Below are 25,061 nucleotides of genomic sequence, written 5' to 3'. Positions count from 1 at the left end.
CGGCAGCATCGCACTCGGTGGCCGCACGGCGTGACGGCGGCGCAACGAAGCACATCCGATCGGCCTCGCCCACATGGGTTCTCGTCGTGGAAAGGGCGGACTCATGGTGACCGCTACTCCCTCCACCCGCCCGGTCGTCGATCTCCCCGCCGCGGCGTCCGCACCGGCGACCCAGCGGCGCGCCGAATTCCTGCGGCTGCTGGCCCAACCGGTGATCGTGCTGATCCTGACCGTCGGCGTGCTGGTGTGGGCGTTCCGCCGTGAGCTCACCACCATTCAGCAGGCCAGCATCAGTGCGGGCAATATCGCCCAGGTCACCTGGCAGCACGTGCTCATCACAGTGGCGGTCGTGGCGATCGTCATCATGATCGCGGTGCCGCTGGGTACCCTGCTCACCCGGCACCGATTCCGCCGTCTCGCACCGTTTTTCGTCGGCATCGCCAATATCGGAGCCGCGGCGCCCGCCATCGGCCTGATCGTGCTGTGCTATCTGCTCACCCGGACCACCGGGTTCTGGGTGGGTGTCGCGCCGATCGCGTTCTGTTCGCTGCTGCCGGTGCTGCGCAATACCATTCTCGGCTATCAGCAGGTGGACCCGGCCGTTGTCGATGCCGGTCGCGGTCAGGGGATGTCGGCCGTGCAGGTGTTGCGGCGCATCGAGTTTCCGCTCGCAATCCCCTACATCCTCGCGGGGTTGCGCACGTCCCTGGTGCTCGCCGTCGGCACCGCGACGCTGTCGTTCATGGTGAGCGCCGGTGGGCTCGGCATTCTCATCGACACCGGCTACAAGCTGCGCGACACCGTCACCCTGACGGTCGGTGCGGTGCTCGCGGTGGCATTGGCCCTGTTCGTCGACTGGCTCGGCGCGCTGGCCGAACAGTTTCTCGGGCCGAGGGGGCTGCGGTGAACAAGAGCAGATGGTTGCGCGGGCTGATCCCGGTTCTCGCGGTGGTGTTCGCCGGGTGCGGTCTGCAATCGGGTGGCTCGGTGCCGCTGCCGGTGGGGCCCGGCAGTATCACCCCGGTCCCGGAACTCGACGGTGTCGCGGTGACGGTGGGGTCCAAGGACTTCACCGAGGCCAATATCCTCGGCTACCTCATCGAATTCGCCCTCACCGCCGCAGGCGCGAACGTGCGTGACCTGACCAATATCCAGGGCTCCAACAGCCTGCGCGACGCGCAACTCAACGGCCAGATCGATATCGCCTACGACTACACCGGCACCGGCTGGATCAACTACCTCGGTAACGAGACCCCCGAACCCGACGAACGCAAACAGTTCGACCTCGTCCGCGACGCCGACCGCGCACAGCACGACATGGTGTGGGCGGCCATGGCACCGATGAACAACACCTACGCCCTGGTCACCAGCAGGCGCACCGCCGAGGAGACCGGGGTGCGCACCCTGTCGGACTACGCGAAACTGCTCGCCGCCGACCCGGCCGCGGCCGCCACCTGCGTGGGCACCGAGTTCAACGTCCGCCCCGACGGCTACCCGGGCCTGGCCCAGAAATACGGCATCGACGCGGGCAGAGCGCAGAAACAGATCGTGCAGGACGCCCTGGTCTACCAGGCCACCGCCGACGCGAAACAGTGCCGCTTCGGCTCCGTCGCCGCCACCGACGGTCGCATCCCCGCCCTGGACCTGGTGCTGCTCGAAGACGACAAGGGCTTCTTCCCCAAGTACAACGCGGCCCTGGTGATGCACGGCCCATTCGCCGACGCCAACCCCCGTGTGGTCGACATCATGGCGCCGATCTCGGCCCGACTCACCAACGAGGTCATCACCGAACTCAACCGCCAGGTCGACATCGACGGTCGCGAACCCGCCGACGTCGCCCGAGACTGGATGATCGCCGAAGGCCTCGTCACAGCCAGCTGACCCGCCCCGGACCGCCTCCCCACGATGTCGACCAGCCGGGCCATGATGGACGGTGGCTACACACCGGCACACCGACATCGCTGGGAGGAACACGCATGACCATCGCATTCCGCAAGGTGACAGTTCTCGGAACCGGCGTCCTCGGTTCCCAGATAGCGTTCCAGACCGCGTACCACGGCTTCGACGTGACGTCCTACGACATCGACGACAAGGCGATCGCCGCCGCCCGCACCCGGTTCGACGAACTCGCGAAGACCTACCAGGCCGAAGTGAACGGAGCCGACACCGCCAAGACCGAGGCGACGGCCGCGGGCATCACGCTGACCACCGACCTGGCCGCCGCGGTCGCCGACGCAGACCTGGTCGTCGAGGCGGTGCCGGAGGTGCTGTCCATCAAACGCGACCTGTACACGAAGCTGGGCGGCCTCGCCCCGGAACGCACGGTCTTCGCGACGAACTCCTCGACGCTGCTGCCCAGCGACATGGCCGGTTTCACCGGGCGCGCCGACCGTTTCCTCGCCCTGCATTTCGCCAACCACGTGTGGAAGTTCAACACCGCCGAGGTGATGGGCACACCGGAGACCGACCCGGAGGTGTTCGCCTCGGTCGTGAAGTTCGCCTCCGACATCGGCATGGTGCCCATCGAATTGCACAAGGAGAAGGCGGGTTACGTGCTCAACTCGCTGCTCGTCCCGTTCCTCAACGCCGGCATGGGGCTGGTCGCGGGCGGCTATGCCGAACCGAAGGCCGTCGACGAGACCTGGCGCATCGGGACCGGCGCACCGATGGGACCGATGCAGATCCTCGACATCGTCGGGCTCACCACGCCCTACAACATCCTCACCAACGGCGGCCCGGAGGAACAGAAGCTCGCCGACTGGCTGAAACAGAACTACATCGACAAGGGCAAGCTCGGCCTGTCGACCGGTGAGGGCTTCTACCGCTACGACAGCTGACACGAACGGGGCCCGGTCCGACGTACGGACCGGGCCCCGACGGTCGGAACCTACTTCTTGGTGATGTCCACGCCGGGTGCGGCATCGGTGACGATCGAGTCGGCGGCCAGCACCGCACCGCCGCCCTTCTTGCGCCGCGACCGCAGCCGCTTCTCCAACCGGGTCGCCAGGAACGACAGCGCGATATTGAGCGAGATCATGATGACCGCGATCACCATCAGGGCCGGGATCGTGTTCTGCTCCGCCGCACCGACCTGCTGACCCGAGCGCACCAGCTCCACATAGGTGATCTGGTAGCCGAGCGCGGTGTCCTTGAGCACCACCACCATCTGCGAGACCAGCGCGGGCAGCATCGCGGTGATCGCCTGCGGCAACAGCACCAGCCGCATCAGCTGGGTCTTGCGCATGCCGAGCGCGACGGCGGCCTCGCTCTGGCCCTTGGGCAGCGACCGGATACCCGCCCGCACGATCTCGGCGATGACGGAGGCGTTGTAGACGATCAGGGCGATGACCACCGCGGCCAGCGCGAGCTGATCGGACGGGAACACCTTGTAGTCGCCGAACACGGCGAACAGGAAGATCATCAGGATCAGCACCGGGATGGCCCGGGCCAGCTCGACGATCGCGCCCGCCACCCAGCGCACCCAGGTGTGATCCGAGAGGCGCAGGATGCCGAAGATCATGCCGAAGATCAGCGCACCGATGATCGAGAGCACCGCGGCCGTGAGCGTGCCCTCGAGACCGGGCAGCAGATAGGTCTCCCAGACCTCGGCCTCGAGGAACGGCTTCCACTTCTCGGCGGTGAACTGGCCTTCGCGCTGGAAGGCCAGGAACATCCACACCGCGATCGCGACGAGCACCGCCGCTACCAGGACCGAGTAGATCCAGTGCCGCACCCGGGCCTTGGGGCCGGGAGCGTCGAACAGAACCGAAGCGCCTGAACTCACCGGACAACCTCGAATCGCTTGGCCAGCCAGCCGAAGAACAAGCCGGTCGGCAGGGTGAGCACGACGAAGCCGAGCGCGAAGATCGCACCGATGGCGAGCACCGCGGCCTCGTTCTCGTTCATCTCGCTCATCAGGAACGCGGCCTCACCGACGCCGATCACCGAGGCGATCGTCGAGTTCTTGGTCAGCGCGATCAGCACGCTGCCCAGCGGGGCGATGACGGCCCGGAAAGCCTGTGGCAGCACGATCAGGCGCAGATTCTGGGCGAACCCGAAGCCCAGCGAGCGGCCCGCCTCGGACTGCCCGATGTGGACGGTGTTGATGCCCGACCGCAGCGATTCGCACACGAAAGCCGCGGTGTAGACGCTCAATCCGATGATCGCCCACCAGTAGTTGTTGTCCTTGATCGAATCACCGGCCAGCTCCCACCGCAGCGTGCTGTAGAGGCCGAGCGAGCAGAACACGATGATCAGCGTCAGGGGGGTGTTGCGGAAGATCGACACGTAGGCGGTGCCGACCCAGCGCGCGACGGGGATGGGAGACACACGCATTCCGGCGACGATGGTGCCGAGAATCAGGGCGCCGATCGCCGAGAAGAACGTCAGCTTGATGGTCACCCAGAAGGCAGCGAGGATTCGGGAGTCATACTCCGAGATCAGGTCGAACACGGACGCGCGTCCTCCGATCGATGAGAAAGGCCAGCAGGACAAAGACCGTCGCGGTGGCACAGGGCCACCGCGACGGTGTTCGGGATCAGTAGCGGTCGACCTTCGGCGGCTCCGGGACCTTGAAACCGGTGCCGGGGAAGGACTTCTCCAGCGCGGCCTTCCACGAACCGTCGGCGATCATCGCCTCGATCGCGTCGTTGATCTTGGTGCGGGCCTCGGTGTCGTCCTTCTTCACACCGATGCCGTAGTTCTCGGTGGTGAAGGTCTTGCCCACCAGCTTGTAGGTGCCGGGCGCCTGCGCGGCGTAACCGGCCAGGATCACGTCGTCGGTGGTCATCGCGTCGATGGCACCGCCACGCAGGCCCTCGAGGCACAGCGAGTACGTGTCGTAGGTCTGCAGCTGGGCCTGCGGGTAGTTCTTCTCGATGTTCTGGGCCGGGGTGGAGCCCTTCACCGAGCAGACCTTCTTGCCCGCGAGCGAATCGGGGCCGGTGATGTCGGTGTTGTCGGCACGCACCAGCAGGTCCTGGCCCGCCACGTAGTACGGGCCGGCGAAATCGACCTTCTCCTTGCGCTTGTCGTTGATCGAGTAGGTGGCGACGATGAAGTCGACCTGACCGTTCTCGATCATCGTCTCGCGCTGCGCCGACGGGGTTTCCTTGAACGTGATGGCCTCGGGCTTCACCCCGAGCTTGTCGGCGACGTACTTGGCGACCTCGACATCGAAGCCGCTGTAGGTGCCGTCGGTGTTGCGCAGGCCGAGACCCGGCTGGTCGAACTTGATGCCGACGGTCAGCTTGCCTTCCTTGGCGTGGTCGAGCGCGCTGCCCTCGTCACCGCCGCCGCAGGCCGCCGTCACGGTGGCGGCCAGAGCCAGAGCCACAGCGCCGACGCCGACGCGCACCGCACGATTGATCCTCATCGAGTTTCCTTCTCCCTCTTGTGGTGTCGCTACAAGTCAGTGGCTGAGAATTTTGCCGAGGAAGTCCTTGGCGCGGTCGGATCGCGGTGCGGTGAAGAACGTTTCGGGCTCCGCGTCCTCGACGACCTCGCCGTCGGCCATGAACAGCACCCGGTCGCCGGCACGGCGGGCGAAGCCCATCTCATGGGTGACCACGAGCATCGTCATGCCCTCCTTGGCGAGGGAGACCATCACCTCGAGCACCTCGTTGACCATCTCCGGGTCGAGCGCGGAGGTGGGCTCGTCGAACAGCATCACCTTCGGGTCCATCGCCAGCGACCGCGCGATCGCCACGCGTTGCTGCTGGCCGCCCGACAGCTGGGCGGGGTACTTGTCGGCCTGGTTGGCGATGCCGACCCGGTCGAGCAGGGCGAGCGCGTGCTTGCGCGCTTCGTCCTTCTTGATGCCGCGCACCTTCATCGGCGCGAGCATCACGTTCTCGAGAATTGTCTTGTGCGCGAACAAATTGAACGATTGGAAGACCATGCCCACCTCGGCGCGCAGCGCGGCGAGGGCCTTGCCTTCGGCGGGCAGATCCACGCCGTCGATGGCGATGCGGCCCGAGTCGATCGGTTCGAGCCGGTTGATGGTGCGGCACAGGGTGGACTTCCCCGAGCCCGAGGGGCCGAGGACGATCACGACCTGCCCGCGGGGCACTTCCAGGTTGATATTGCGCAGAACATGGAGCTCACCGAAGTGTTTGTCCACGTTGTGCATCGAGATCATCGGCGGCGCGCCTGCAGTGGCAGCGGCGTCGGCTTTCCCGGTCGCGGGTGCGGCGTCGTCGGTCATGCTCAGAAACCTTAGGCGTTCTTCGGAGATTTGCCCTGCTTTCCGTGACTCGCCGTCTCGGCTCGCCGAGAAGACACCTGCCGGTAACCGGGCGGCAGTCTCCTCGTCGCGGTCGGCCTGCCCGACCGCGACGCAGGTCACCGGGGCGGTGGCCGTACCCTGGACGGGTGGATTCGAACGGACAGAATGCGACGCACGGCTCGGTCACCGAGGCGCGCACCTACGAGGTCCGCACCTTCGGTTGCCAGATGAACGTCCATGATTCCGAACGCTTGTCCGGCCTGCTCGAAGACGCGGGTTATGTGAAGGCCGCGCCGAGCGACACCCCGGACCTGGTGGTGTTCAACACCTGCGCGGTGCGGGAGAACGCCGACAACAAGCTCTACGGCACCCTCGGGCACCTCGCCCCGGTGAAGCAGGGCAGGCCGGGCATGCAGATCGCCGTCGGCGGCTGCCTGGCGCAGAAGGACCGCGACACCGTGGTGCGCAAGGCGCCGTGGGTGGACGTGGTGTTCGGCACGCACAACATCGGTTCGCTGCCGGTGCTGCTCGAACGGGCACGGCACAACGAGCAGGCCCAGGTGGAGATCCTCGAATCGCTCGAGGCCTTCCCGTCCACCCTGCCCGCCAAGCGTGAATCGGCCTACGCGGGCTGGGTGTCGATCTCGGTGGGGTGCAACAACACCTGCACCTTCTGCATCGTGCCCGCGCTGCGCGGCAAGGAGGTGGACCGTCGCCCCGGTGACGTGCTCGCCGAGGTGCAGGCGCTGGTCGACCAGGGTGTGCTCGAGGTGACCCTGCTCGGTCAGAACGTGAACTCCTACGGCGTGAACTTCGTCGACCCCGAACAGCCGCGCGACCGTGGCGCCTTCGCCCAGTTGCTGCGCGCGACCGGGCGGATCGAGGGACTCGAGCGGGTGCGGTTCACCTCGCCGCATCCGGCGGAATTCACCGACGACGTCATCGAGGCGATGGCGCAGACACCCAATGTCTGCCCGCAGCTGCACATGCCGTTGCAGTCGGGTTCGGACCGGGTGCTCAAGGCGATGCGCCGCTCCTACCGCAAGGAACGCTTCCTCGGCATCATCGACAAGGTGCGCGCCGCGATGCCGCACGCCTCGATCACCACCGACATCATCGTCGGCTTCCCCGGCGAGACCGAGGAGGACTTCCAGGAGACCCTGGACGTGGTGCGCCGGGCCCGCTTCACCAGCGCCTACACCTTCCAGTACTCCAAGCGTCCCGGCACCCCGGCCGCCGAACTGGCCGATCAGGTGCCCAAGGCCGTGGTCCAGGAACGCTACGACCGCCTCATCGCCCTGCAGGAGCAGGTGTCGCTCGAGGAGAACCAGGCGCTGATCGGCACCGAGGTGGAATTGCTCGTGGCCGAAGCGGGCAAGAAGAACGCGGCGACCGCGCGGATGAGCGGACGCGCCCGCGACGGCAGACTGGTGCACTTCCGGCCCGGCACCGATGCGGGGATCCGGCCCGGTGACCTCGTCGTCGTCGACATCACCGCCGCCGCACCGCACCACCTGATCGCCGACGGTGTCGTGAAATCGCATCGCCGCACGCGAGCGGGTGACGCGCACGAGCGAGGGGTCACGCCCAAGACCGCGCCGATCGGTGTCGGCCTCGGCTTGCCGCGCATCGGCACGCCCGCGGTCGAGCCGGTGGACAGCGGTTGTTCGACCGGGTGTCCGGCATGAACGCCGAGGACCCGGACTCTACTACCGGTCGTAGTGGGTCGGGTGCCGAGGACGGCGCGGGGGATGGCAGAGTGGAGCCCGGCGCACACGAGCCGAGTAACCCTGCGGACAGGAGCGACGTGAACCGGGTGGGCAACGATCAGGAATTCGAGCAGTTCCGCGGCGAGATCGACGCCGTCGAACGGCGGATCGCCGGTGAGATCGATCCCGGCGCACGGGCCATGGTGGTGGCGGGCGCGGTATTCGCCCTGCTCATCTCGCTGATCCTGCCGCACGCAGGCGCCGCACGCGGCTTCGATGTGCTGCTGAGCACCGATGCGGCCCGGCTCGAACACATCGGGCTGCCCTCCCGCGTCTTCGTGTGGCTGGTCATCGTGTTCGGTGTCGGCTTCTCGCTACTGGCCCTGACCACCCGGCGCTGGGTGCTGGCCTGGCTGGCCTGTGCGGGTTCGGCTGTGGCGAGTGTGTTCGGCGTGCTGTCGATCTGGCATCGCCAGACCCCCGGCCTCGGCAACTACGAGGGCGCCGGGCCCGGCATCGGCCTGATCCTCGGCACCCTGGCCGTCATGGTGCTCACCTTCCACTGGATCCGGGTGGTCTGGAGTCGCACCGCCGTGCAGCTGGCCGCGGAGGAACAGCGCCGCAATGCCGCCCGCGAAGCCGAGGAACGCGACCGCAAACGCCTGCTGGGCGAGGAATAGCCCCCGAAACGAAGAAAACCCCGACCGAAGGCGGTCGGGGTTTTCTCGTTCTCGTCAGAGATTGCTGACGGCGCCTTCGGCCGCTTCCGCCCATTCACGCCACTGCTTGGCCTGCTCGAGTGCCTTCTCCGCGTCCCGCTTCTTGCCCGCGGCCTCGGCCTTGGCGGCCTGCTCCTCGAACTGGGCGACGCGCTCGCGGAACTGCGCGGCCCGGGCCACGGCCTCCGGGTCGGTGCGGCGCCACTGCTGATCGGCCGCGTCGCGCACCCGCTTCTCGATCGCGCGCAGCCTGCCTTCCAGCTCCTGCATCCGCTCGCGCGGGACCTTGCCGATGGCATCCCACTTGTCCTGCAGTTCGCGCAGGGCGGCGCGGGCGGCCTCGAGGCCGTTGGCCGGGTCGATGTGCTCGTAGGCGTCGAGCAGTTCCTGCTTGGCGACGGCGTTGTGCTCGAACTCCGCGTCGCGTTCGGAGACCGCCGCGTTGCGGGCGGCGAAGAACACGTCCTGCGCGCTCTTGAACCGCCGCCACAGCGCCTCGTCCGCCTCGCGGGGCGCCCGGCCTGCCGCCTTCCATTCGGTGAGCAGGTCGCGGAACACCGCGGCGGTGCCGGTCCAGTCGGTGGAGCCGGACAGCTCCTCGGCGCGCACGCACAGCTCTTCCTTGCGCGTCTTGGCGGTGGCGCGTTCGCGATCGAGCTCGGCGAAATGGGCGCCGCGGCGACGGTTGAACGCCTCACGCGCCTTGGAGTAGCGCTTCCACAGCGCGTCGTCGACCTTGCGATCGACACCGCGGATCGACTTCCACTCGTCGAGGATCTCGCGCAACCGGTCGCCCGCGGCCTTCCACTGGGTGGATTCGGCGGCGATCTGCTCGGCCTCGGCGGCCAGGGCTTCCTTGCGCTCGGTGTGCTCGTGGCGGGCGCGTTCCTTCTCCTCCTTGGCGTGCGCGGCGGCTTCCTCGGAGTGCTCGGTGATGGCCTGCAGACGGGCGGCCAGGCCGTCGATGTCACCGATGACGGCGGCGGTCGGCAACGTCTCGGCCAATGCCAGCGCGGCGGCCTTGGTCTTGCGGGCATCGGCGCCTGCGGCCAAGCGCGCCTCGAGCAACGCCACCTCGGTGGCCAGGTCGTCGAAGCGGCGGCCGAAGTGGGCAAGGCCCTCGGCGGCGTCACCGGCCTGCCAGGAGCCGACGACGCGTTCACCGTCGGCGGTCTTCACCCAAGCGGTGCCGTCCTCGTCGACGCGACCCCATTTGCTCGGGTCGGTGGACGCGGGCACCACCACCGCGTGCGGGTGGGCCTGGTCGGGGCCGGGAGCGGGTTTCACGGCGTGCGGTTTGGGCGGACGCGCAGCCTTGCCGCCGGGCTTGGGGGTGCCGGAGGGTCGCGGGCCCGGACCGGGGGTGGGCTTCGCGGTTCCGTTGCTGTCGGTCATTGCTCTCCGTCCCTGCCGCGCGTCACGGCTGCCTGGTTACGCTCTAGCACATCCCATTGAACCCGCTTCGAGCCGAGGAAACCATCGATCCCGGGGATCGGATGCCGCGTTTCCTGGGATTTCGTCCCGGACGACGGGGGTGGTCGCATCAGAAAACACTAGCAATCTCGCGGGGCGTCACGGCGCCGGACACTCGCTGACCCCGGTGCGCTCCTCCTGCGCCGGATGCTGGTGCGCGCCACCGGTGCGGCTACGGTTACCTCGTGTTCTCGATAGCGGCCCTGGTCCCGTCGCCGCCGATGCTGGTGCCACAACTGTGCGGACACCAGGTGGCCTCCGGCGATGCTCCCGACGAGCCGGTGGTGGTGTTGCGCGCGGCCGCGCTCGAGGCCGCCGCCACCCTCGCCGACCGTGCCGATCGCTGGGTCGTCGTCGGCGCAGGCGCACGTGCCGAAACGTTCGAACCCGGTGTGCGGGGGACTTTCCGTGGCTTCGGCGCCGATGTCGTCGTCGGTCTCGGCCCGGGCGCGAACGCCGACGCACCGGCAGACCCCCAGCTTCCGCTGCCCGTCCTGATCGCCGGGTGGTTGCGGGAGCAGGCCGCGCCCGGCGTCTCCGTACGGGCGCGAGTGATCGCCGCCGACACAACACCGGGGGAGTGCGCCCGCTTCGGTGCCGACCTGCGCGCCGAACTCGATGCCGGTCCGGCGCCGTGGGCGGTGCTCGTCGTCGCCGACGGAGCCGCCACCCTCACCCTCAAATCCCCGGGCTACCTCGACGAGCGCGCCGCCCCGTTCCAATCGGATCTGGATGCGGCCCTGCGCGAGGGCTCCCGTGCCGGGCTCGCCGCACTCGACCCCGACCTGTGTGCGCAACTGCGGGTCGAGGGTCGCGCCGCTTACCAAGCGCTCGGCGGCCTGTTCGCCCCCGATCCGGCCGACCCGCGGGTCCGCACCCTCTACCAGGGCGCACCGTACGGCGTGGGCTACGACGTGAGCGTGTGGGAGGCCGGCCGATGACGAAGCGTCCCGTCGCGGTCGTCGGACCCACCGCGACCGGGAAGTCCGATCTTGCCCTCGACCTGGCCGAACGGCTCGACGGCGAGATCGTCAACATCGATGCGATGCAGCTGTACCGCGGCATGGACGTCGGTACCGCGAAACTGCCGCCCGCGCAGCGGCGCGGCATCCCGCACCACCTCCTCGACGTTCTCGATGTCACCGAGACCGCCACGGTCGCCGCCTACCAGAGCGCGGCCAGCGACATCGTCGAGGACATCATGGCGCGCGGGCGCATCCCGGTGGTCGTCGGCGGCTCGATGATGTACGTGCAGGCGTTGCTCGACCAGTGGGACTTCCCGGCCACCGACCCCGAGGTGCGGGCCCGCTGGGAAGCGGTGCTGGCCGACGGCGGTGTCGCGGCCGTGCACGCGGCGCTGCGGGCGGCCGACCCGGTCGCGGCCGACACCATCCTGCCCACCGACGGGCGACGGATGGTCCGCGCACTGGAAGTCGTCGAACTCACCGGCAAACCGTTCGCCGCCTCGGCCCCGACCATCGGCGCACCGCGCTGGGACACCGTCATCGTCGGCGTCGACCGGGAGACCGCCGCCCTCGACGCCCGCATCGAGGCCCGCACCGCGCACATGTTCGACTCGGGCCTGGTCGAGGAGGTCCGCGCCCTGCTCGACGCCGGACTGCGCGAAGGCCAGACCGCGCGCCGCGCGATCGGATACGCCCAGGTGCTGGCCTACCTCGACGGCGAATACGATCTCGCGCACGCCCGCGAACGCACCCTCATCGGCACCCGCCGCTATGTGCGACGGCAGCGCTCGTGGTTCCGCCGCGACCCGAGGGTGACCTGGGTCGACGGCGCGGACCCCGACCTCGCCGCCACCACGCTCACCCTGCTCGACGAACAGACAGGACGGACCGCGCAGTGACCCGACGAGTGAGTACCCGCAACGCCTCGGTGCAGGTGTGGCAGGCCTACCTCAACAACCGGACCAAGCGTCATCGCGACGGCCGCTTCCTCGTGCAGGGCGTCCGCCCGATCACCCAGGCCCTGGCCAACGACTGGCCGCTGGAAACGCTGCTCTACCGGCTCGGCACGCCCGATCTGTCGAGCTGGGCGCGGGAACTGCTCGACACCACCGACATTCCGCAGGTGGGTCTGGTTCCCGAACTGATGGCCGAGCTGGGGGAGAAGTCGGGCACGATTCCCGAGATCGTCGCGGTGGCCGAATCACGGCAGCCCGCTCTGGACCAGTACGAACCCGGTGAACCCGGCGAGGACTTCCCGGTCGTCGTCGTGTTCGACCGGCCCAACTCGCCGGGCAACCTCGGCACCCTCATCCGGTCTGCCGACGCTTTCGGCGCATCGGGCGTGATCGTCACCGGCCACGGCGCCGACCAGTTCGACCCGCAGGCCGTGCGCGCCTCCACCGGTTCGCTGTTCGCCGTGCCCGTCCTGCGCGCGTCGGGCCCCGCCCAGGTCGTGGAGTTCCGCGACCGGCAGGTGGCGCGCGGAATCCCCACCCGCATCGTCGGCACCGACGAACACGCGCCGTCGACCATCTACGACTACGACTTCACCGAGGCCACGATCCTGGTGGTCGGCAACGAAACCACCGGCATGAGTTCGGCCTGGTCGCAGGCCTGCGACGACCTCGTGACCATCCCGATGGGCGGCACCGCCAGCTCGCTCGGCGCCCCGTCGGCAGGCGCGATCGGCCTGTACGAGATCGCCCGGCAGCGCCGCACCTTCGCCCGATGACGGGCTCGGCGCCCGCACAGGGGACAATGGCGGACGTGTCCGACATCGAATTCAGCAAGGGCCACGGCACCCAGAACGACTTCGTGGTGCTGCCCGACCTCGAGGTGCGTCTCGACCTGAACGCCGACCGCGTCGCCGCCCTGTGCGACCGCCGTCGCGGCCTCGGCGCCGACGGTGTGCTGCGCGTGGCCAAGGCGGGCGCCCTGCGCGAAGCGGGCGTGCTCGACACCCTGCCCGACGGTGTCGCCGCCGACGACTGGTTCATGGACTACCGCAACGCCGACGGGTCGATCGCCGAGATGTGCGGCAACGGCACCCGCGTGTTCGCCCACTACCTCAACGCCACCGGCCTGGAAACCCGCACCGAGTACGTGGTCGGCAGCCGCGCGGGCGGACGACCCGTCGAGGTGCACACTGCGGGCCCCGTCGACGGCGAGATCACCGTCGACATGGGCGCCGTGCGTGAGCTCGGCAGCTCCACCGCGACCCTGGCCGGCTGGGCACTGTCCGGAATCGGCATCGATGTGGGCAATCCGCACCTGGCCTGCGTCGACGAGAGCCTGACCGCCGACGCGCTTGCCAAGCTCGACCTCAGCGTGTCGCCCGGCTTCGACCCCGACCTGTTCCCGCACGGCGTCAATGTCGAGATCCTCACCGCGCTGGGTCCCGACAACGCCGTCGACATGCGCGTCTACGAGCGCGGTGTCGGCGAGACCCGTTCCTGCGGAACCGGAACCGTCGCCGCCGCGGCCGCCGCGCTGACCGCCGCCGGAGTGCCGGTCGGGTCGGGTCGGGGCGAGGTCACCGTGCGCGTACCGGGTGGGCAGGTGCGCGTCACCATCGACAACGGGCGCGCCTGGATGCGCGGCCCCTCGGTCCTGCTCGCCGCGGGCACACTGTCGCGCGACTGGTGGAACGCGCAAGCCCAGGGATAACCGGATGCGCCGTGTCACTGTGACGTGGCAGCATGGAAGGCGTATGACGAAACCAGAAGTACCCTCAGACACCACATCGGACCGCGACACCACCGCGGCCGATGCCGACGTGGCCGCCGACCGCGGCGACGTCGACGACGCGCTGGCCCGCCACGCGGCGCGGATGCAGCGCCCGGGCTGGTCACCCGAACCGACCGTCGGTGAGATGCAGCTCGACGAACGCACCTCGCTGCGTCGCGTCGCGGGGCTGTCCACCGAGCTCACCGACATCACCGAGGTCGAATACCGCCAGCTGCGCCTGGAACGGGTCGTGCTCGTCGGTGTGTGGACCACCGGCAGCGCCGCGCAGGCCGAGGCGAGCATGGTCGAGCTGGCCGCACTGGCCGAGACCGCGGGTTCGGAGGTCCTCGAAGGCCTCATCCAGCGCCGCGACAAGCCCGACCCGGCCACCTACATCGGCTCCGGCAAGGCCGAGGAACTGCGCACCGTCGTCCTCGACACCGGCGCCGACACCGTGATCTGCGACGGTGAACTCACCCCCGCCCAGCTCACCGCGCTGGAGAAGGTCGTGAAGGTGAAGGTCATCGACCGCACCGCGCTGATCCTCGACATCTTCGCCCAGCACGCCACCTCCCGCGAGGGCAAGGCCCAGGTCGCACTCGCCCAGATGGAATACATGCTGCCGCGGCTGCGTGGTTGGGGTGAGTCGATGTCGCGGCAGGCCGGTGGTCGGGCCGGTTCCAACGGCGGTGTCGGTCTGCGTGGTCCCGGTGAGACCAAGATCGAAACCGACCGCCGCCGCATCCGTGAGCGAATGGCCAAGTTGCGCCGCGAGATTCGCGAGATGAAGACCGCACGCGACACCATGCGCGCGCGCCGCAGCGCCAGCGGGGTGCCGTCGGTGGCCATCGTCGGCTACACCAACGCGGGCAAGTCCAGCCTGATGAACTCCCTGACCGGTGCGGGCCTGCTGGTGCAGGACGCGCTGTTCGCCACCCTCGACCCGACCACCCGCCGGGCCGCGCTCGACGACGGTCGCGAGATGGTGTTCACCGACACCGTCGGCTTCGTCCGGCACCTGCCCACCCAGCTGGTCGAGGCGTTCCGGTCCACCCTGGAAGAGGTCACCGGCGCCGACCTGCTGCTGCACGTGGTCGACGGGTCCGACCCGTTGCCGCTCGAGCAGATCCGCGCGGTGCGCGAGGTCATCACCGACGTGATCAAGGAGCAGGGTACGGCGGCTCCGCCGGAACTGCTGGTGGTCAACAAGATCGACGCCGCCGACCCCGACGAGCTCACCCGCCTGCGCGGGCTGCTGCCGGGCGCCGCGTTCGTGTCGGCCCGCACCGGCGCGGGCATCGAGGAGCTGCGCGAACGCCTCTCCGAGGTACTCGGCGGGCTCGATGTCGACATCAGTGTGCTGCTGCCCTACAGCCGGGGCGACCTGCTCGCCCGCATCCACGCCGACGGCCGGATCATCTCCTCCGACCACGAGGAGGGCGGCACCCGCGTGCGCGCTCGGGTGCCACACGCGCTGGCGGCGGCCCTGTCGGAATTCGCCCATTCCGGGCCTGCGGAGTCGGCTGGTCGATAGCCGGGTTGCCGCGCGTTTGCGGCCGACACCGATGCGACACAGCCATATTCGCCGCGCTATGGTCGATTGTCGACAGCAGGAGGGTGTTATGTCGAACGACCAGAAGAACGAAGTCGAGCAGGGCGACCACGTTCTCAGTGATGGTGCGCCGTTGAATCCGGCGCCGAGCGAGTGGGAGATCCGGGCCTTCGAGGCGGTGTTCGCACCGGTGCGTGCCTGGGCCAGCCCACGCTTCTACGGTTTGGAGAACATTCCGGCCGAGGGCCCGGTGCTGATCGTGGCCAACCACAACCTGCTCGGCGGCATCGATGCGCCGCTGCTGATGCCCGCGGTCCTGCGGGAACGGGGGCGGCTGGTGCGTGGCCTGGCCGAGCATGTGCTGATGGTGCCGGGGGTGCGGGAGATCCTGCACCGTTTCGGTGCCGTACGCGGTACCAGGTCGAACTGCCTCGCGCTGCTCGAGCGCGGTGAGGCGGTGGTGGTGTTCCCCGGTGGCGGTCGTGAGGCGATCCGCCGCAAGGGGGAGAAGTATGTGCTCAAGTGGGAGGGCCGCACCGGGTTCGCGCGGATGGCGATCCAGGCCGGCGTTCCCATCGTGCCGTTGGCGATGATCGGTATCGACGATGCCTTCGACATCGTCTTCGACGGCCAGCATCCGGTGATGTCGCCGCTGCGGTGGACGTGCCAACTTCTCGGCATCAATCCCGAGCTGAACCCGCCGCTGGTGAAGGGCATCGGACCGACCCCGATTCCGCGCCCGGAACGGTTCTACTACTCGGCGGGCGCACCGATCGATCCCACCCCGTGGATCGGCACCGAAGACATCGACAGCGCAGCCGCCGACCTGCGAGACGTGGTGCAGAAAAGCCTGGAGGAGGAACTGCAGTTCCTGTTCTCCGAACGCGAGCGCGATACCGGCCGCGGCCTGATCGGCCGATTGCGGAGCGCGCTGCCCTTCTGACCCGGCCGAGCGGTGGGTGTTCGCGGAATACCCACCGCTCACCTCGCGTTACGCGCTATACGGACCAAGGTCCGCATAGTGAGAGGCGAGGTCGATGGTGGCACAGGTACAGGTGATTCCGGGCGCGGACCGCAGGTTCTGGCGCACCGAGTGGCTCGACTCGCGCCAGTCGTTCCCCGTGACCGGCAATTTCGTGCTCGAGGACTACGCGCACGGGCTGCTGCTGGTGCACAACGAGGACATCGTCGATCCGGGCGAGGGCTTCGACACGCATCAGCACCGTGAGACCGAGATCCTGACCTGGGTGCTGGAAGGCACAGTGGTGCACCAGGATTCGGCGGGCAACTCGGGGCTGATCCGGCCCGGTCTCGCACAACGGATGAGTGCGGGTAGCGGCATCCTGCACTCCGAACGCAACGGTGCAGGCTGGACGGAACGCGAACGGCTGCACGTGGTGCAGATGTGGATCCCACCGGACACCCTCGGTACTCCGCCGAGCTATCAGGAACTCGACGTCGACGGTGCGTTGCGCCGCAACTCGCTGGTGCCGGTGGCCTCCGGCATGCCGAGGTATCGAGGCGACGCCGCGATCGGAATCGGCAACCGCCACGCCACTTTCCATGTGGCGCGGCTGGACCCGGGCCACAGCATCATCGTTCCCGACGCGCCGTACGGTCACGTGTTCATCGCCCGGGGCAGCGTCGACTACGAGAACCACGGTGCACTCGGGCAGGGCGACGCCGTGCGGCTCACCGCGACGGGCGGCCACCGCGTGACTGCGACGACCGCCGCCGAGGTGCTGATCTGGGAGATGGACGCGGCGGCGAGCCGCTGACCTCACACCTTGCGGATGACGGTGACGACTTTCCCCAGAATTTGCGCGTCGTTTCCTGGGATCGGTTCGAAATGTGGGTTGTGTGGCATCAGCCACACGTCTTTGCCGGTGCGCTTGAAGGTCTTCACGGTCGCCTCGCCGTCGATCATGGCCGCGACGATGTCGCCGCCCTCGGCGACGTTCTGCTGACGCACGACCACCCAGTCGCCGTCGCAGATCGCGGCATCGACCATCGACTGGCCGACCACCTTGAGCAGGAACAGCGACCCGTCGCCGACGAGTTCGCGCGGCAGCGGGAACACTTCCTCCACCGCCTGCTCGGCCAGGATCGGCCCACCGGCGGCGATCCGGCCGAGGACCGGAACGAAGGTGGGAGTGGGGCGGCTCGGATCGGCCACGTCGTCCACGGGTTCGGCGGGCAGGGTGGTGACCGCGCGCACCGCTTCGTCGAGTCCGCGCACATTCACCGCGCGCGGCCGGTTCGGGTCGCGGCGCAGGTAGCCCTTGCGTTCCAGGGCGCGCAGCTGATGGGCCACCGAGGAGGTGGAGGTGAGCCCGACCGCGTCGCCGATCTCGCGGATGCTCGGCGGGTAGCCGCGTTCGGTCACCGAGGAGCGGATGACCTCGAGGACCGTGCGCTGACGCACGGTGAGATCCGCGCCGGATCCCGATGTGACGGTGCCGGTAGCGCTTTCGTCACCCGTGTCGTCTGTGTGGGTCACCTGTCCCGCCCTTCCGCTTGTCGAATTCGCCTCTCTCACGCTAGTCGGGCCACGCCGAAGTATCAAACATCTGTTCGAGCATGTCGGGCGTTTCGTGCTGACATGTGCGTCGCCGCGTGGTAGAAATCGAACATCAGTTCGTCGCACAGGTGTTCGAACAGGTTCGGTCATCGTCGCCTCACCTGCCCTTTCATCCAGCGGAGCACACCACCCCGGAGGTTCTTCCGATGAGCACAGCGATCAGCGCCCTGCGTTCCTACGATCCCGCCGAAGTCCCCGAACCGGTGCTGCGTCGCCGCCGAACCGCCCGCGCTCCACGTCCTTTCGCGCTCGTGCGCGGACAGGGCCGCAACAGTGCGGCGCGGCGGGAAGTCGCCGCCCGTTTCATCCCGCATCCGCCGCAAACCCCGGCCGTGCCGGTCCGGCGCTCGCGCGAGGCCGAGGTGGTTCGTGGTGCCGAGCTCCGGGCCAGGGGTGCGCGGACCTTCGACATCACCGAGGCCGAGGTGGATCTCGCGTTCGCGACCGTGCCCCGCTGGGAGTCGGCGCGATCGCGATCCGTCACCCGGGCGCTCGTCGGAGACCCGTCGCCGATCGAAGCGCCGACCCGGCGGGTGCGTGCGGGTGTTCGGGCGTCCGATCGTGGGCCGGAATTACGTGGGCCGCGCTCGGAGCAGGCGCTCTACGCGCGAGTGGTCGGTTCCGGTGCGCGCGGTGCCCATCCGATGGTGCGGGTGCGTCAGGCGCAGGCGGGCTTGGCGGCGCTGGCTCTCACGGCGCTGGTGACCGCATCGATCGTGGTGACGTTCTTGGGATTGGCCCATCTGCGGGCGGGTAGCTTCGGCGAGTGGACCGAGTCCTCGCCCGGAATCTCTCAGCCGGGTGACCACCCGCAGGTCGGCTTGTTCGAAACGCGACCCCAAAACTAGAACACGTTGCTACCGTGACGATTGTCCCTGCCGGGCGGGCCGGTCGGGGCACGGATGCGAGGTCACGTGCGCAGCTTTTGGATCGTTCTGCTCCTGGGTGTGCTGCCGGCCGTGGCGCCCGCGCCCCTCGTCCGAGCCGAACCCACCTACACCGCCTATCTGGACCTGCCCGCCGTCAACGACGACGGTGAATTCGCCGGCGGCATCCATCCTGCGCTGCCCCTGAGTGCCGAGCCCTTACGTACGGCGCTCGACCAGGCAAGAGCCGACGGGATCGCGCCGGGCCGGTATTCCACACTGCTGCATCAGTATTGGCTCGTCGTCGCCACCGACAACGCGGGCATCGACCTCGCCGGCTGGGCGCCGGAGCGTGGCGTGGCAGCCAACACGGACACCTTCACCCGCGTGTACGTGAACTACTTCCGCATCGCCGCGGCCCGCCCGGACTTCTACTGGGCCGGATTGGCGGGCATCGCGGGCGGCTCGTTCGCATCGGGATTCTTCGACGTGGGCGATATCGGCGCTCTGCTGTCGGTGCCCGGAATCCACGAACTCGGCACGGCCGTCGCCGACCTGCTGCGCGCCACCCCGCCGGAGCTTGTCGCCGCCGTACCGCCCGATATCGCCGCGCTCGCCCTGCTCGGCCCGCGCCTGACCGCCGATGATCTGGCGTGGTACCAGACCAGGCTGATCATCATGCAGCGCCACATCTTCACGGATCTGGTGCCGATGCACGAGGCCTACCTCGCCGACGGGATGGCGGCGATCGACGAGATGCACGCGGCGGGCCTGCTCGACGACGCCATGCGCGCGGCCTGGACCGGAATCGACGACGGCACCGGCCTCGCCGAGGCGCTGGTGACCATGGCCGACCGCGAACAGAACCACATCGTCCCCGAGCAGTGGAACGCCACCGCCGCCGGACGCGGCGGCTTGGGCCGGGTGCTCACTTACGTCACCACGGTCGCGGGCAAACCCGCCCTGGCGGGCGCCCGGGCACCCGGTGTGTACGCGCCCGCCACCGTGCGCTCGCCGATTCCCGGCAGCAAGCTCGGCCTGCGGATGCCGCTGCCCGCGTTCAACTGGGCCGACCGTGCCGATCGCTGGGCCTACCTCGCCGCCGACCTGGTGCCCCGCCACCTCGACCTGGCCACCGACCGCGCGCGGGCCGTGGCCGTGTACCGCGAGCCGTTTCCGGGCAAGCTCGACCGGGGCCGGTTGATCGCGCGGCTACCGGACGTGATCGCGGACCTGACCACGCAGTGGCAGGTGACCCATACCTGAGCGGTATCCTGTCAAGAGTCATGGAGTAGCGAAGTGAACTGCGCACCGACGAAGGAACCCCTCGGATGCATTGCCCGTATTGCCGTCACCCCGACTCGCGTGTCGTCGACTCGCGGGAAGTCGAGGAGGGCACGGCGATTCGCCGCCGACGTTCCTGCCCGTCGTGCGGGCGCCGGTTCACCACCGTCGAGACCGCGGTGCTGTCGGTGGTCAAGCGCAGCGGCGTCACCGAGCCGTTCAGCCGCGAGAAGGTGATCGTCGGCGTGCGACGTGCCTGCCAGGGCCGCGAGGTCGACGACGACGCCCTGAATCTGCTGGCACAGCAGGTCGAGGACGCGGTGCGCGCCAAGGGTTCTCCGGAAGTTCCCAGCCACGAGGTCGGCCTCGCCATCCTCGGGCCCCTGCGCGATCTCGACGAAGTGGCCTACCTGCGCTTCGCCTCGGTGTACCGATCCTTCACCAGCGCAGACGATTTCGAACGCGAGATCACCGAGATGCGCGCCGCCCGCGCCGCTACCGCAGCTACCGACTGAACCCGCGTCGCCGCGCCCGTGCTCGCTGCCGTCGTCTCCCGGGGCCGGCTCGCCCACTTCTCCGCGCCGAGCCGCACCCGTCAACGGCGGATGGAGGCGATCGCCTTCTCGATGCGTTTGGTCGACACCGGGTACGGGGTCCCCAACTTCTGGGCGAACAGGCTGACGCGCAATTCCTCGATCATCCACCAGATCTCGGTGACATCGCGGGCGTTGCGGCGGTTGTCGGGAAGGCTGCGGACGAGTTTGTCGTAGGCGGCGAGCATCCGGTCGACCTCCACCATTCCCTGACGGTCGCGCACCGCCGAACCGGGCAGCGATTCGAGGCGCTGGGCGGCGGCGAGTAGGTAGCGGGGGAGTTCGCGCAGGCGGGTGCGTCCCCATTCGGCGACGAAGCCGGGGAACAGCAGGTCGTCGAGTTGGTGGCGGACGTCGTCGGCTATGTCGGTCTCGGCGGTGTCGGCGAGTGCGGCGCGGGCCTGATGCGCGGCCGACAGCACCGGCGCGACGAGGCGGATCAGTTCGCTGACCGTGCCCGCCAGTTTCGGGCGAACGGCGGCGACGAGCTTGTCGAATTCCTCCGGTGTGCGCACCGGTCCACCGGCGCGCGCGATGAGCTCGTCGGCGGCGGCGACGCGGCAGTCCTCCACGAGCTTGTCCAGGGACCCGTCGGGGTTCTGGCTCAAAGCCAGCCGGTCGGCGGCCGACAGCCCGGCGGTGACGGCACGGGTGGATGTCGGGACGGCGGCGAGCAGCAGGGTACGCACCCCCGCGCGCATGGCGGCGGCCTGTTCGGCGGGTGAACTCAGCACGCGTACGGCGACGCCTTCGCCCTCGGGGACCAGGGCGGGGTAGCCGGTGACGGTCTGCCCGGCCACCTCGCGTCGCACCGTCGGCGCGACGGCACCGAGCGACTCGGAGGTCCACACGGTGGCGGGCGCGCGTTCGGCACCCGCGGTGGCACGCGCGACGGACGCCGAAACCTGTTCGGCCAGCTGGGTTTTCAGCTGCGCGAGGTTCTTGCTCTTGGCGAGCACCTGCCCGCTCTGATCGACGGCGGCGAAGGTCATCCGCAGGTGGTCCGGCAGGGCGGCGGGGGAGAGGTCGTCTGCGCTGATGGTCACCGAACCGAGCCGCGACAGCTCCCGCGCCAACCCGATCCGCAACGGTTCCGCGCGAGGCGTGAGCCCACGCAGGGCCGCCGACGCGAAGTCGGGCGCGGGAACCACCGCGCGGCGCAACGCCTTAGGCAGCGTCTTGATGTAGGCGGACGCGAGTTCCTCCCGCATGCCGGGAACCAGCCAATCGAAGCCCACCGCGCGCACGTGCGCGAGCTGCTCGACGGGGATGCGGACGGTGACACCGTCGTCGTCCTTGCCCGGCTCGAACTGATAGGTCAGCGGGAAGGAGAGTTCCCCCTGACGCCAGGCATCGGGGAAATCGGTGGGGTCGAGGGCGGCGGCACCGGCGTTGACCACGGTGTCGGTCGAGAAGTCCAGCAGCCCTGGGTCTTTGCGTTCGGCCTTGCGCCACCAGGAGTCGAAATGACGCACCGACACGATGTCGGCGGGAATGCGCTGGTCGTAGAACTCGAACAGCACCTCGTCGTCGACGAGGATGTCGCGCCGGCGCGCCCGATGCTCGAGGTCGGCGACATCGTCGACGAGCGCTCGGTTGCGGGCGAAGAACCCGTGCCGGGTCTGCCATTCACCCTGCACGAGGGCATGGCGGATGAACAGTTCACGCGACAGCTCCGGATCGATGCGCCCGTAGTCGACGGGGCGACCGGTCACCAGCGGCACACCGTAGAGCGTGGCCCGCTCGTAGGCGCGAGCCGCGCCACGCTTGGCCGACCAATGCGGTTCCGAATAGGTGCGTTTAACGAGGTCACCGGCGAGCCGCTCGGCCCACTCCGGTTCGATCCGCGCCGCGATGCGCCCCCACAGCCGCGAGGTCTCCACCAGTTCGGCCGCCATCACCCAGCGCGGCGGCTTCTTGGCCAGCGACGAGCCGGGGAAGATCATGAACTTGGCATTGCGCGCCCCGAGGAACTCCCGCGACTCCGCTTCCCGCACACCGAGATGCGAGAGCATGCCCGCCAGCAAGGATTGATGGATCTGCGCGCTCGGCCACGGCATGGCCGCCTCGGCCGCGTCGATCGCCGGATCAGTGGACCCCGCAGCGTCTTTCGCGCCGGAGCGACGACCATCGGCTGGTGGCTGCCCGGCCCCACGGCCACGCGACTTGCGGCCACCCCGCCCCGGCTCGTCCCTACCGGAACCCGCTCCGCTGCGGTTGCCCCCGGCTGTGGCGGCGCCCGTGCCTCGGACGCCGGATTCGGTCCGCGCGGAACCCGTTGTCCGGGCACGTGATTCGGCCGGTGAGGCCTCGGCGTCCGAGGCGCTGTTCCCGGCGGTCCCGGCTCCGAGGGAAGTCGTCAGAGCGCTACCGGCAGCCGTCGAATCCGCCTGGGCGCGTTGGGGTCTGCCCCGCCCGCGACGTCGGCCACCGTCCGGCACCTCCGCACCGTCGCCCGACGGCAGGTGGCCCGTGCTGTCCCACCCGAGACCACGGGTGATGGTGCGCAGCTGGCCGTGCAGGTCCTGCCACTCACGGATCCGCAGGTAGTGCAGGAACTCGTCGCGGCACATGCGGCGGAACTGGTTGGACGACAACGACTTGCGCTGCTCGGTCAAGTAGTCCCACAGGCGCAGGTAGGCCAGGAAGTCCGAACCGTCGACGGTGAAGCGGGCATGCTGGATGTCGGCGGCCTGCTGATGCTCCACGGGCCGTTCCCGCACGTCCTGGATCGACAGTGCCGCGACGATCACCAGCACCTCGTCGAGACAGCCGTTGCGGTTGGCCTCCACCAGCATGCGGGCCATGCGCGGGTCGACCGGCAACTGCGCCATCTCCCGGCCGACCGGGGTCAGCGTGAGATGCCCACCCGATTGTTCCTCGCTGCCGACAGCCTTGGAGCTGCCGTGGGCGAGTGCGCCGAGTTCCTCGAGCAGCGCGATGCCGTCGCGGATGGCGCGCCGGTCGGGGGCCTCCACGAACGGGAAGCTCTCGATATCGCCGAGGCCGAGCGCGGTCATCTGCAGGATGACCGCCGCCAGATTGGTGCGCAGGATCTCCGGTTCGGTGAACGCGGGCCGCGACTCGAAATCGTCCTCGGAGTACAGGCGGATGCAGATGCCGTCGGCGACACGACCACATCGACCCGAACGCTGCCGCGCCGAAGCCTGCGACACCGGTTCGATCGGCAGCCGCTGCACCTTGGTCCGCATCGAATAGCGCGAGATGCGCGCCGTACCCGGGTCGATGACGTACCGGATGCCCGGCACGGTCAGCGAAGTCTCGGCCACGTTGGTGGCGAGCACCACCCGGCGACCGGTGTGCGGGGCGAACACCTTGTGCTGTTCGGCTGCCGACAGACGCGCGTAGAGGGGGACGATCTCGGTCCGCGGCAGTCTGAGGTCGCGCAGCGAATCGGCGGTGTCGCGGATCTCGCGTTCACCGGACAGGAACACCAGCACATCGCCGTCGCCCTCGGCGAACAGTTCGGTGACCGCGTCGCCGATGGCATCGGTCGGGTCGCGGTCGACTACGCGGGTGTCGTCCTCGTCGTCGGTGCCCGGCAGCTCCAAAGACAGGGGGCGATAACGGAGTTCGACCGGATAGGACCGGCCCGACACCTCGACGATGGGGGCCGGGGTGCCGTCGGCGGCGGCGAAGTGGCGGGCGAACAGTTCGGGATCGATGGTCGCCGAGGTGATGATCACCTTGAGATCGGGCCGCTTCGGCAGCAACTGCTTCAGGTAGCCGAGCAGGAAGTCGATATTGAGGCTGCGCTCGTGTGCCTCGTCGATGATGATCGTGTCGTAGCGGCGCAGCAACCGGTCGCGCTGGATCTCGGCGAGCAGGATGCCGTCGGTCATCAGCTTGACCAGCGTGCGATCAGAGGCCTGATCGGTGAAGCGCACCGTGTACCCGACCACGTCGCCGAGTTCGGTGCCCAGCTCCTCGGCGATGCGTTCGGCGACCGTGCGCGCGGCCAGCCTGCGCGGCTGGGTGTGCCCGATGGTGCCGCGGATGCCGCGACCGAGTTCCAGGCAGATCTTGGGGATCTGGGTGGTCTTGCCCGAGCCGGTCTCACCGGCGACGATGACGACCTGGTTGGCGGCGATGGCGGCGGCGATGTCGTCGCGGCGCGCCGAGACCGGCAGCTGTTCGGGGTAGGTGATCGACGGGACCGCCGCGCGGCGATTCGCCACGCGGGTCTCGGCGGTGGCGATCTCGGCGTCCAGCGCGGGCAGGTCGTCGGGGCGCGCCCGGTCCAGTTTGCGCCGGAGCCGATGTTCGTCGCGCAGCGAGACCTCCGCCAGGCGGGTGCGCAGCGCGCGGGTTCCGGTGCTAGCTGTCCTGGTCATTGCGTCTACCA

22 protein-coding genes are annotated in these 25,061 nt (G+C 69.0%); 15 read left to right on the top strand and 7 right to left on the bottom strand.

Going from position 1 to position 25,061, the window contains the following annotated elements; genetic code table 11:
* Positions 1 to 103 precede the first annotated feature (103 nt).
* From NCO8_RS03875 to NCO8_RS03865, 3 genes are all read left to right on the top strand, one after another.
* Positions 104 to 907, top strand: a complete 804-nt coding sequence (locus NCO8_RS03875) for an ABC transporter permease (RefSeq protein ID WP_084456475.1) — start codon at positions 104 to 106, stop codon at positions 905 to 907.
* On the top strand, positions 904 to 1,881 hold the full coding sequence (locus tag NCO8_RS03870; RefSeq protein WP_084456473.1) for a glycine betaine ABC transporter substrate-binding protein: 978 nt from the start codon (positions 904 to 906) through the stop codon (positions 1,879 to 1,881). The genes NCO8_RS03875 and NCO8_RS03870 overlap by 4 nt, the downstream gene beginning before the upstream one ends.
* A 95-nt stretch (positions 1,882 to 1,976) precedes the next feature.
* The gene (locus NCO8_RS03865; protein WP_067636328.1) at positions 1,977 to 2,837 is read left to right on the top strand and encodes a 3-hydroxyacyl-CoA dehydrogenase; all 861 of its coding nucleotides are present in this window, start codon (positions 1,977 to 1,979) and stop codon (positions 2,835 to 2,837) included.
* A 50-nt stretch (positions 2,838 to 2,887) separates the two neighbouring features.
* On the opposite strand, the gene NCO8_RS03860 is transcribed toward NCO8_RS03865, so the two are convergent.
* The 4 genes from NCO8_RS03860 to NCO8_RS03845 all read right to left on the bottom strand — a co-directional run bounded on the left by NCO8_RS03860 (position 2,888) and on the right by NCO8_RS03845 (position 6,139).
* Positions 2,888 to 3,784 (bottom strand): amino acid ABC transporter permease, encoded by an 897-nt coding sequence (locus NCO8_RS03860; RefSeq protein WP_067636327.1) that lies wholly within the window; start codon positions 3,782 to 3,784, stop codon positions 2,888 to 2,890.
* Positions 3,781 to 4,452 carry an amino acid ABC transporter permease gene (locus NCO8_RS03855; protein ID WP_067636325.1) on the bottom strand — a complete coding sequence of 224 codons (672 nt, stop codon included), beginning with the start codon at positions 4,450 to 4,452 and terminating at the stop codon, positions 3,781 to 3,783. Before NCO8_RS03855 ends, NCO8_RS03860 begins: the two co-directional genes overlap by 4 nt.
* An 85-nt stretch (positions 4,453 to 4,537) precedes the next feature.
* A complete protein-coding gene (locus NCO8_RS03850; protein ID WP_067492748.1) occupies positions 4,538 to 5,374 on the bottom strand; it encodes a glutamate ABC transporter substrate-binding protein in 837 nt (278 codons plus the stop codon).
* Between the two features lie 36 nt (positions 5,375 to 5,410).
* Positions 5,411 to 6,139 carry an amino acid ABC transporter ATP-binding protein gene (locus NCO8_RS03845; protein WP_166655747.1) on the bottom strand — a complete coding sequence of 243 codons (729 nt, stop codon included), beginning with the start codon at positions 6,137 to 6,139 and terminating at the stop codon, positions 5,411 to 5,413.
* Positions 6,140 to 6,372: 233 nt separating this feature from the next.
* Between NCO8_RS03845 and miaB the strand changes: the two genes are divergently transcribed.
* Both miaB and NCO8_RS03835 read left to right on the top strand, forming a co-directional pair.
* Positions 6,373 to 7,914, top strand: coding sequence for a tRNA (N6-isopentenyl adenosine(37)-C2)-methylthiotransferase MiaB (miaB, locus tag NCO8_RS03840; RefSeq protein WP_084456472.1), 1,542 nt, complete (start codon positions 6,373 to 6,375; stop codon positions 7,912 to 7,914).
* Between the two features lie 119 nt (positions 7,915 to 8,033).
* Positions 8,034 to 8,615, top strand: a complete 582-nt coding sequence (locus NCO8_RS03835) for an Rv2732c family membrane protein (protein WP_067636323.1) — start codon at positions 8,034 to 8,036, stop codon at positions 8,613 to 8,615.
* A gap of 54 nt (positions 8,616 to 8,669) precedes the next feature.
* On the opposite strand, the gene NCO8_RS03830 is transcribed toward NCO8_RS03835, so the two are convergent.
* Positions 8,670 to 10,049, bottom strand: coding sequence for a DUF349 domain-containing protein (locus tag NCO8_RS03830; RefSeq protein ID WP_067492753.1), 1,380 nt, complete (start codon positions 10,047 to 10,049; stop codon positions 8,670 to 8,672).
* Positions 10,050 to 10,312: 263 nt separating this feature from the next.
* Between NCO8_RS03830 and NCO8_RS03825 the strand changes: the two genes are divergently transcribed.
* The 7 genes from NCO8_RS03825 (at position 10,313) to NCO8_RS03795 (ending at position 17,149) form a co-directional block, all read left to right on the top strand.
* Positions 10,313 to 11,068 carry a class III extradiol ring-cleavage dioxygenase family protein gene (locus tag NCO8_RS03825; RefSeq protein ID WP_167353237.1) on the top strand — a complete coding sequence of 252 codons (756 nt, stop codon included), beginning with the start codon at positions 10,313 to 10,315 and terminating at the stop codon, positions 11,066 to 11,068.
* Positions 11,065 to 11,991, top strand: coding sequence for a tRNA (adenosine(37)-N6)-dimethylallyltransferase MiaA (miaA, locus tag NCO8_RS03820; protein WP_067636319.1), 927 nt, complete (start codon positions 11,065 to 11,067; stop codon positions 11,989 to 11,991). The genes NCO8_RS03825 and miaA overlap by 4 nt, the downstream gene beginning before the upstream one ends.
* Positions 11,988 to 12,824, top strand: a complete 837-nt coding sequence (locus NCO8_RS03815; protein ID WP_067636317.1) for a TrmH family RNA methyltransferase — start codon at positions 11,988 to 11,990, stop codon at positions 12,822 to 12,824. The genes miaA and NCO8_RS03815 overlap by 4 nt, the downstream gene beginning before the upstream one ends.
* A 44-nt stretch (positions 12,825 to 12,868) precedes the next feature.
* Positions 12,869 to 13,759, top strand: coding sequence for a diaminopimelate epimerase (gene dapF / locus NCO8_RS03810; protein ID WP_067636689.1), 891 nt, complete (start codon positions 12,869 to 12,871; stop codon positions 13,757 to 13,759).
* Between the two features lie 163 nt (positions 13,760 to 13,922).
* Entirely contained in the window at positions 13,923 to 15,353 is a 1,431-nt protein-coding gene (gene hflX / locus NCO8_RS03805; RefSeq protein ID WP_243749802.1) for a GTPase HflX, read from the top strand.
* Between the two features lie 88 nt (positions 15,354 to 15,441).
* The gene (locus tag NCO8_RS03800; RefSeq protein WP_067636315.1) at positions 15,442 to 16,314 is read left to right on the top strand and encodes a lysophospholipid acyltransferase family protein; all 873 of its coding nucleotides are present in this window, start codon (positions 15,442 to 15,444) and stop codon (positions 16,312 to 16,314) included.
* Between the two features lie 94 nt (positions 16,315 to 16,408).
* Positions 16,409 to 17,149 (top strand): pirin family protein, encoded by a 741-nt coding sequence (locus NCO8_RS03795; protein ID WP_084456470.1) that lies wholly within the window; start codon positions 16,409 to 16,411, stop codon positions 17,147 to 17,149.
* Positions 17,150 to 17,151: 2 nt separating this feature from the next.
* Here NCO8_RS03795 and lexA read toward each other — a convergent pair whose 3' ends face one another.
* Positions 17,152 to 17,871 carry a transcriptional repressor LexA gene (gene lexA, locus NCO8_RS03790; protein ID WP_181696961.1) on the bottom strand — a complete coding sequence of 240 codons (720 nt, stop codon included), beginning with the start codon at positions 17,869 to 17,871 and terminating at the stop codon, positions 17,152 to 17,154.
* Between the two features lie 227 nt (positions 17,872 to 18,098).
* On the opposite strand from lexA, the gene NCO8_RS03785 reads away from it, so the two are divergent.
* The 3 genes from NCO8_RS03785 (at position 18,099) to nrdR (ending at position 20,617) form a co-directional block, all read left to right on the top strand.
* A complete protein-coding gene (locus tag NCO8_RS03785) occupies positions 18,099 to 18,800 on the top strand; it encodes a hypothetical protein (protein ID WP_157104759.1) in 702 nt (233 codons plus the stop codon).
* 66 nt (positions 18,801 to 18,866) lie between these two features.
* Positions 18,867 to 20,084 (top strand): hypothetical protein, encoded by a 1,218-nt coding sequence (locus tag NCO8_RS03780; RefSeq protein WP_084456565.1) that lies wholly within the window; start codon positions 18,867 to 18,869, stop codon positions 20,082 to 20,084.
* Positions 20,085 to 20,149: 65 nt separating this feature from the next.
* Positions 20,150 to 20,617 (top strand): transcriptional regulator NrdR, encoded by a 468-nt coding sequence (gene nrdR / locus NCO8_RS03775; RefSeq protein ID WP_067492770.1) that lies wholly within the window; start codon positions 20,150 to 20,152, stop codon positions 20,615 to 20,617.
* Positions 20,618 to 20,697: 80 nt separating this feature from the next.
* Here nrdR and hrpA read toward each other — a convergent pair whose 3' ends face one another.
* On the bottom strand, positions 20,698 to 25,050 hold the full coding sequence (hrpA, locus tag NCO8_RS03770) for an ATP-dependent RNA helicase HrpA (protein ID WP_067636685.1): 4,353 nt from the start codon (positions 25,048 to 25,050) through the stop codon (positions 20,698 to 20,700).
* Between the last annotated feature and the right edge of the window lie 11 nt (positions 25,051 to 25,061).

This window comes from Nocardia coubleae NBRC 108252 (assembly GCF_001612805.1).
Lineage (GTDB): Bacteria > Actinomycetota > Actinomycetes > Mycobacteriales > Mycobacteriaceae > Nocardia > Nocardia coubleae.
The sequence above is the reverse complement of the archived record's forward strand: the minus strand, read 5'-3'. Positions and strand labels throughout refer to the sequence as shown.

Excerpts from the sequence above, each read along its gene's own strand:
- NCO8_RS03800 (WP_067636315.1), top strand. The coding sequence starts at position 15,442 with ATGTCGAACGACCAGAAGAACGAAGTCGAGCAGGGCGACCACGTTCTC.
- hrpA (WP_067636685.1), bottom strand. The coding sequence starts at position 25,050 with ATGACCAGGACAGCTAGCACCGGAACCCGCGCGCTGCGCACCCGCCTG.
- NCO8_RS03845 (WP_166655747.1), bottom strand. The coding sequence starts at position 6,139 with ATGATCTCGATGCACAACGTGGACAAACACTTCGGTGAGCTCCATGTT.
- NCO8_RS03875 (WP_084456475.1), top strand. The coding sequence starts at position 104 with ATGGTGACCGCTACTCCCTCCACCCGCCCGGTCGTCGATCTCCCCGCC.
- NCO8_RS03865 (WP_067636328.1), top strand. The coding sequence starts at position 1,977 with ATGACCATCGCATTCCGCAAGGTGACAGTTCTCGGAACCGGCGTCCTC.
- hflX (WP_243749802.1), top strand. The coding sequence starts at position 13,923 with ATGCAGCGCCCGGGCTGGTCACCCGAACCGACCGTCGGTGAGATGCAG.
- NCO8_RS03785 (WP_157104759.1), top strand. The coding sequence starts at position 18,099 with ATGAGCACAGCGATCAGCGCCCTGCGTTCCTACGATCCCGCCGAAGTC.
- miaA (WP_067636319.1), top strand. The coding sequence starts at position 11,065 with ATGACGAAGCGTCCCGTCGCGGTCGTCGGACCCACCGCGACCGGGAAG.
- NCO8_RS03850 (WP_067492748.1), bottom strand. The coding sequence starts at position 5,374 with ATGAGGATCAATCGTGCGGTGCGCGTCGGCGTCGGCGCTGTGGCTCTG.
- NCO8_RS03830 (WP_067492753.1), bottom strand. The coding sequence starts at position 10,049 with ATGACCGACAGCAACGGAACCGCGAAGCCCACCCCCGGTCCGGGCCCG.
- NCO8_RS03795 (WP_084456470.1), top strand. The coding sequence starts at position 16,409 with ATGGTGGCACAGGTACAGGTGATTCCGGGCGCGGACCGCAGGTTCTGG.
- nrdR (WP_067492770.1), top strand. The coding sequence starts at position 20,150 with ATGCATTGCCCGTATTGCCGTCACCCCGACTCGCGTGTCGTCGACTCG.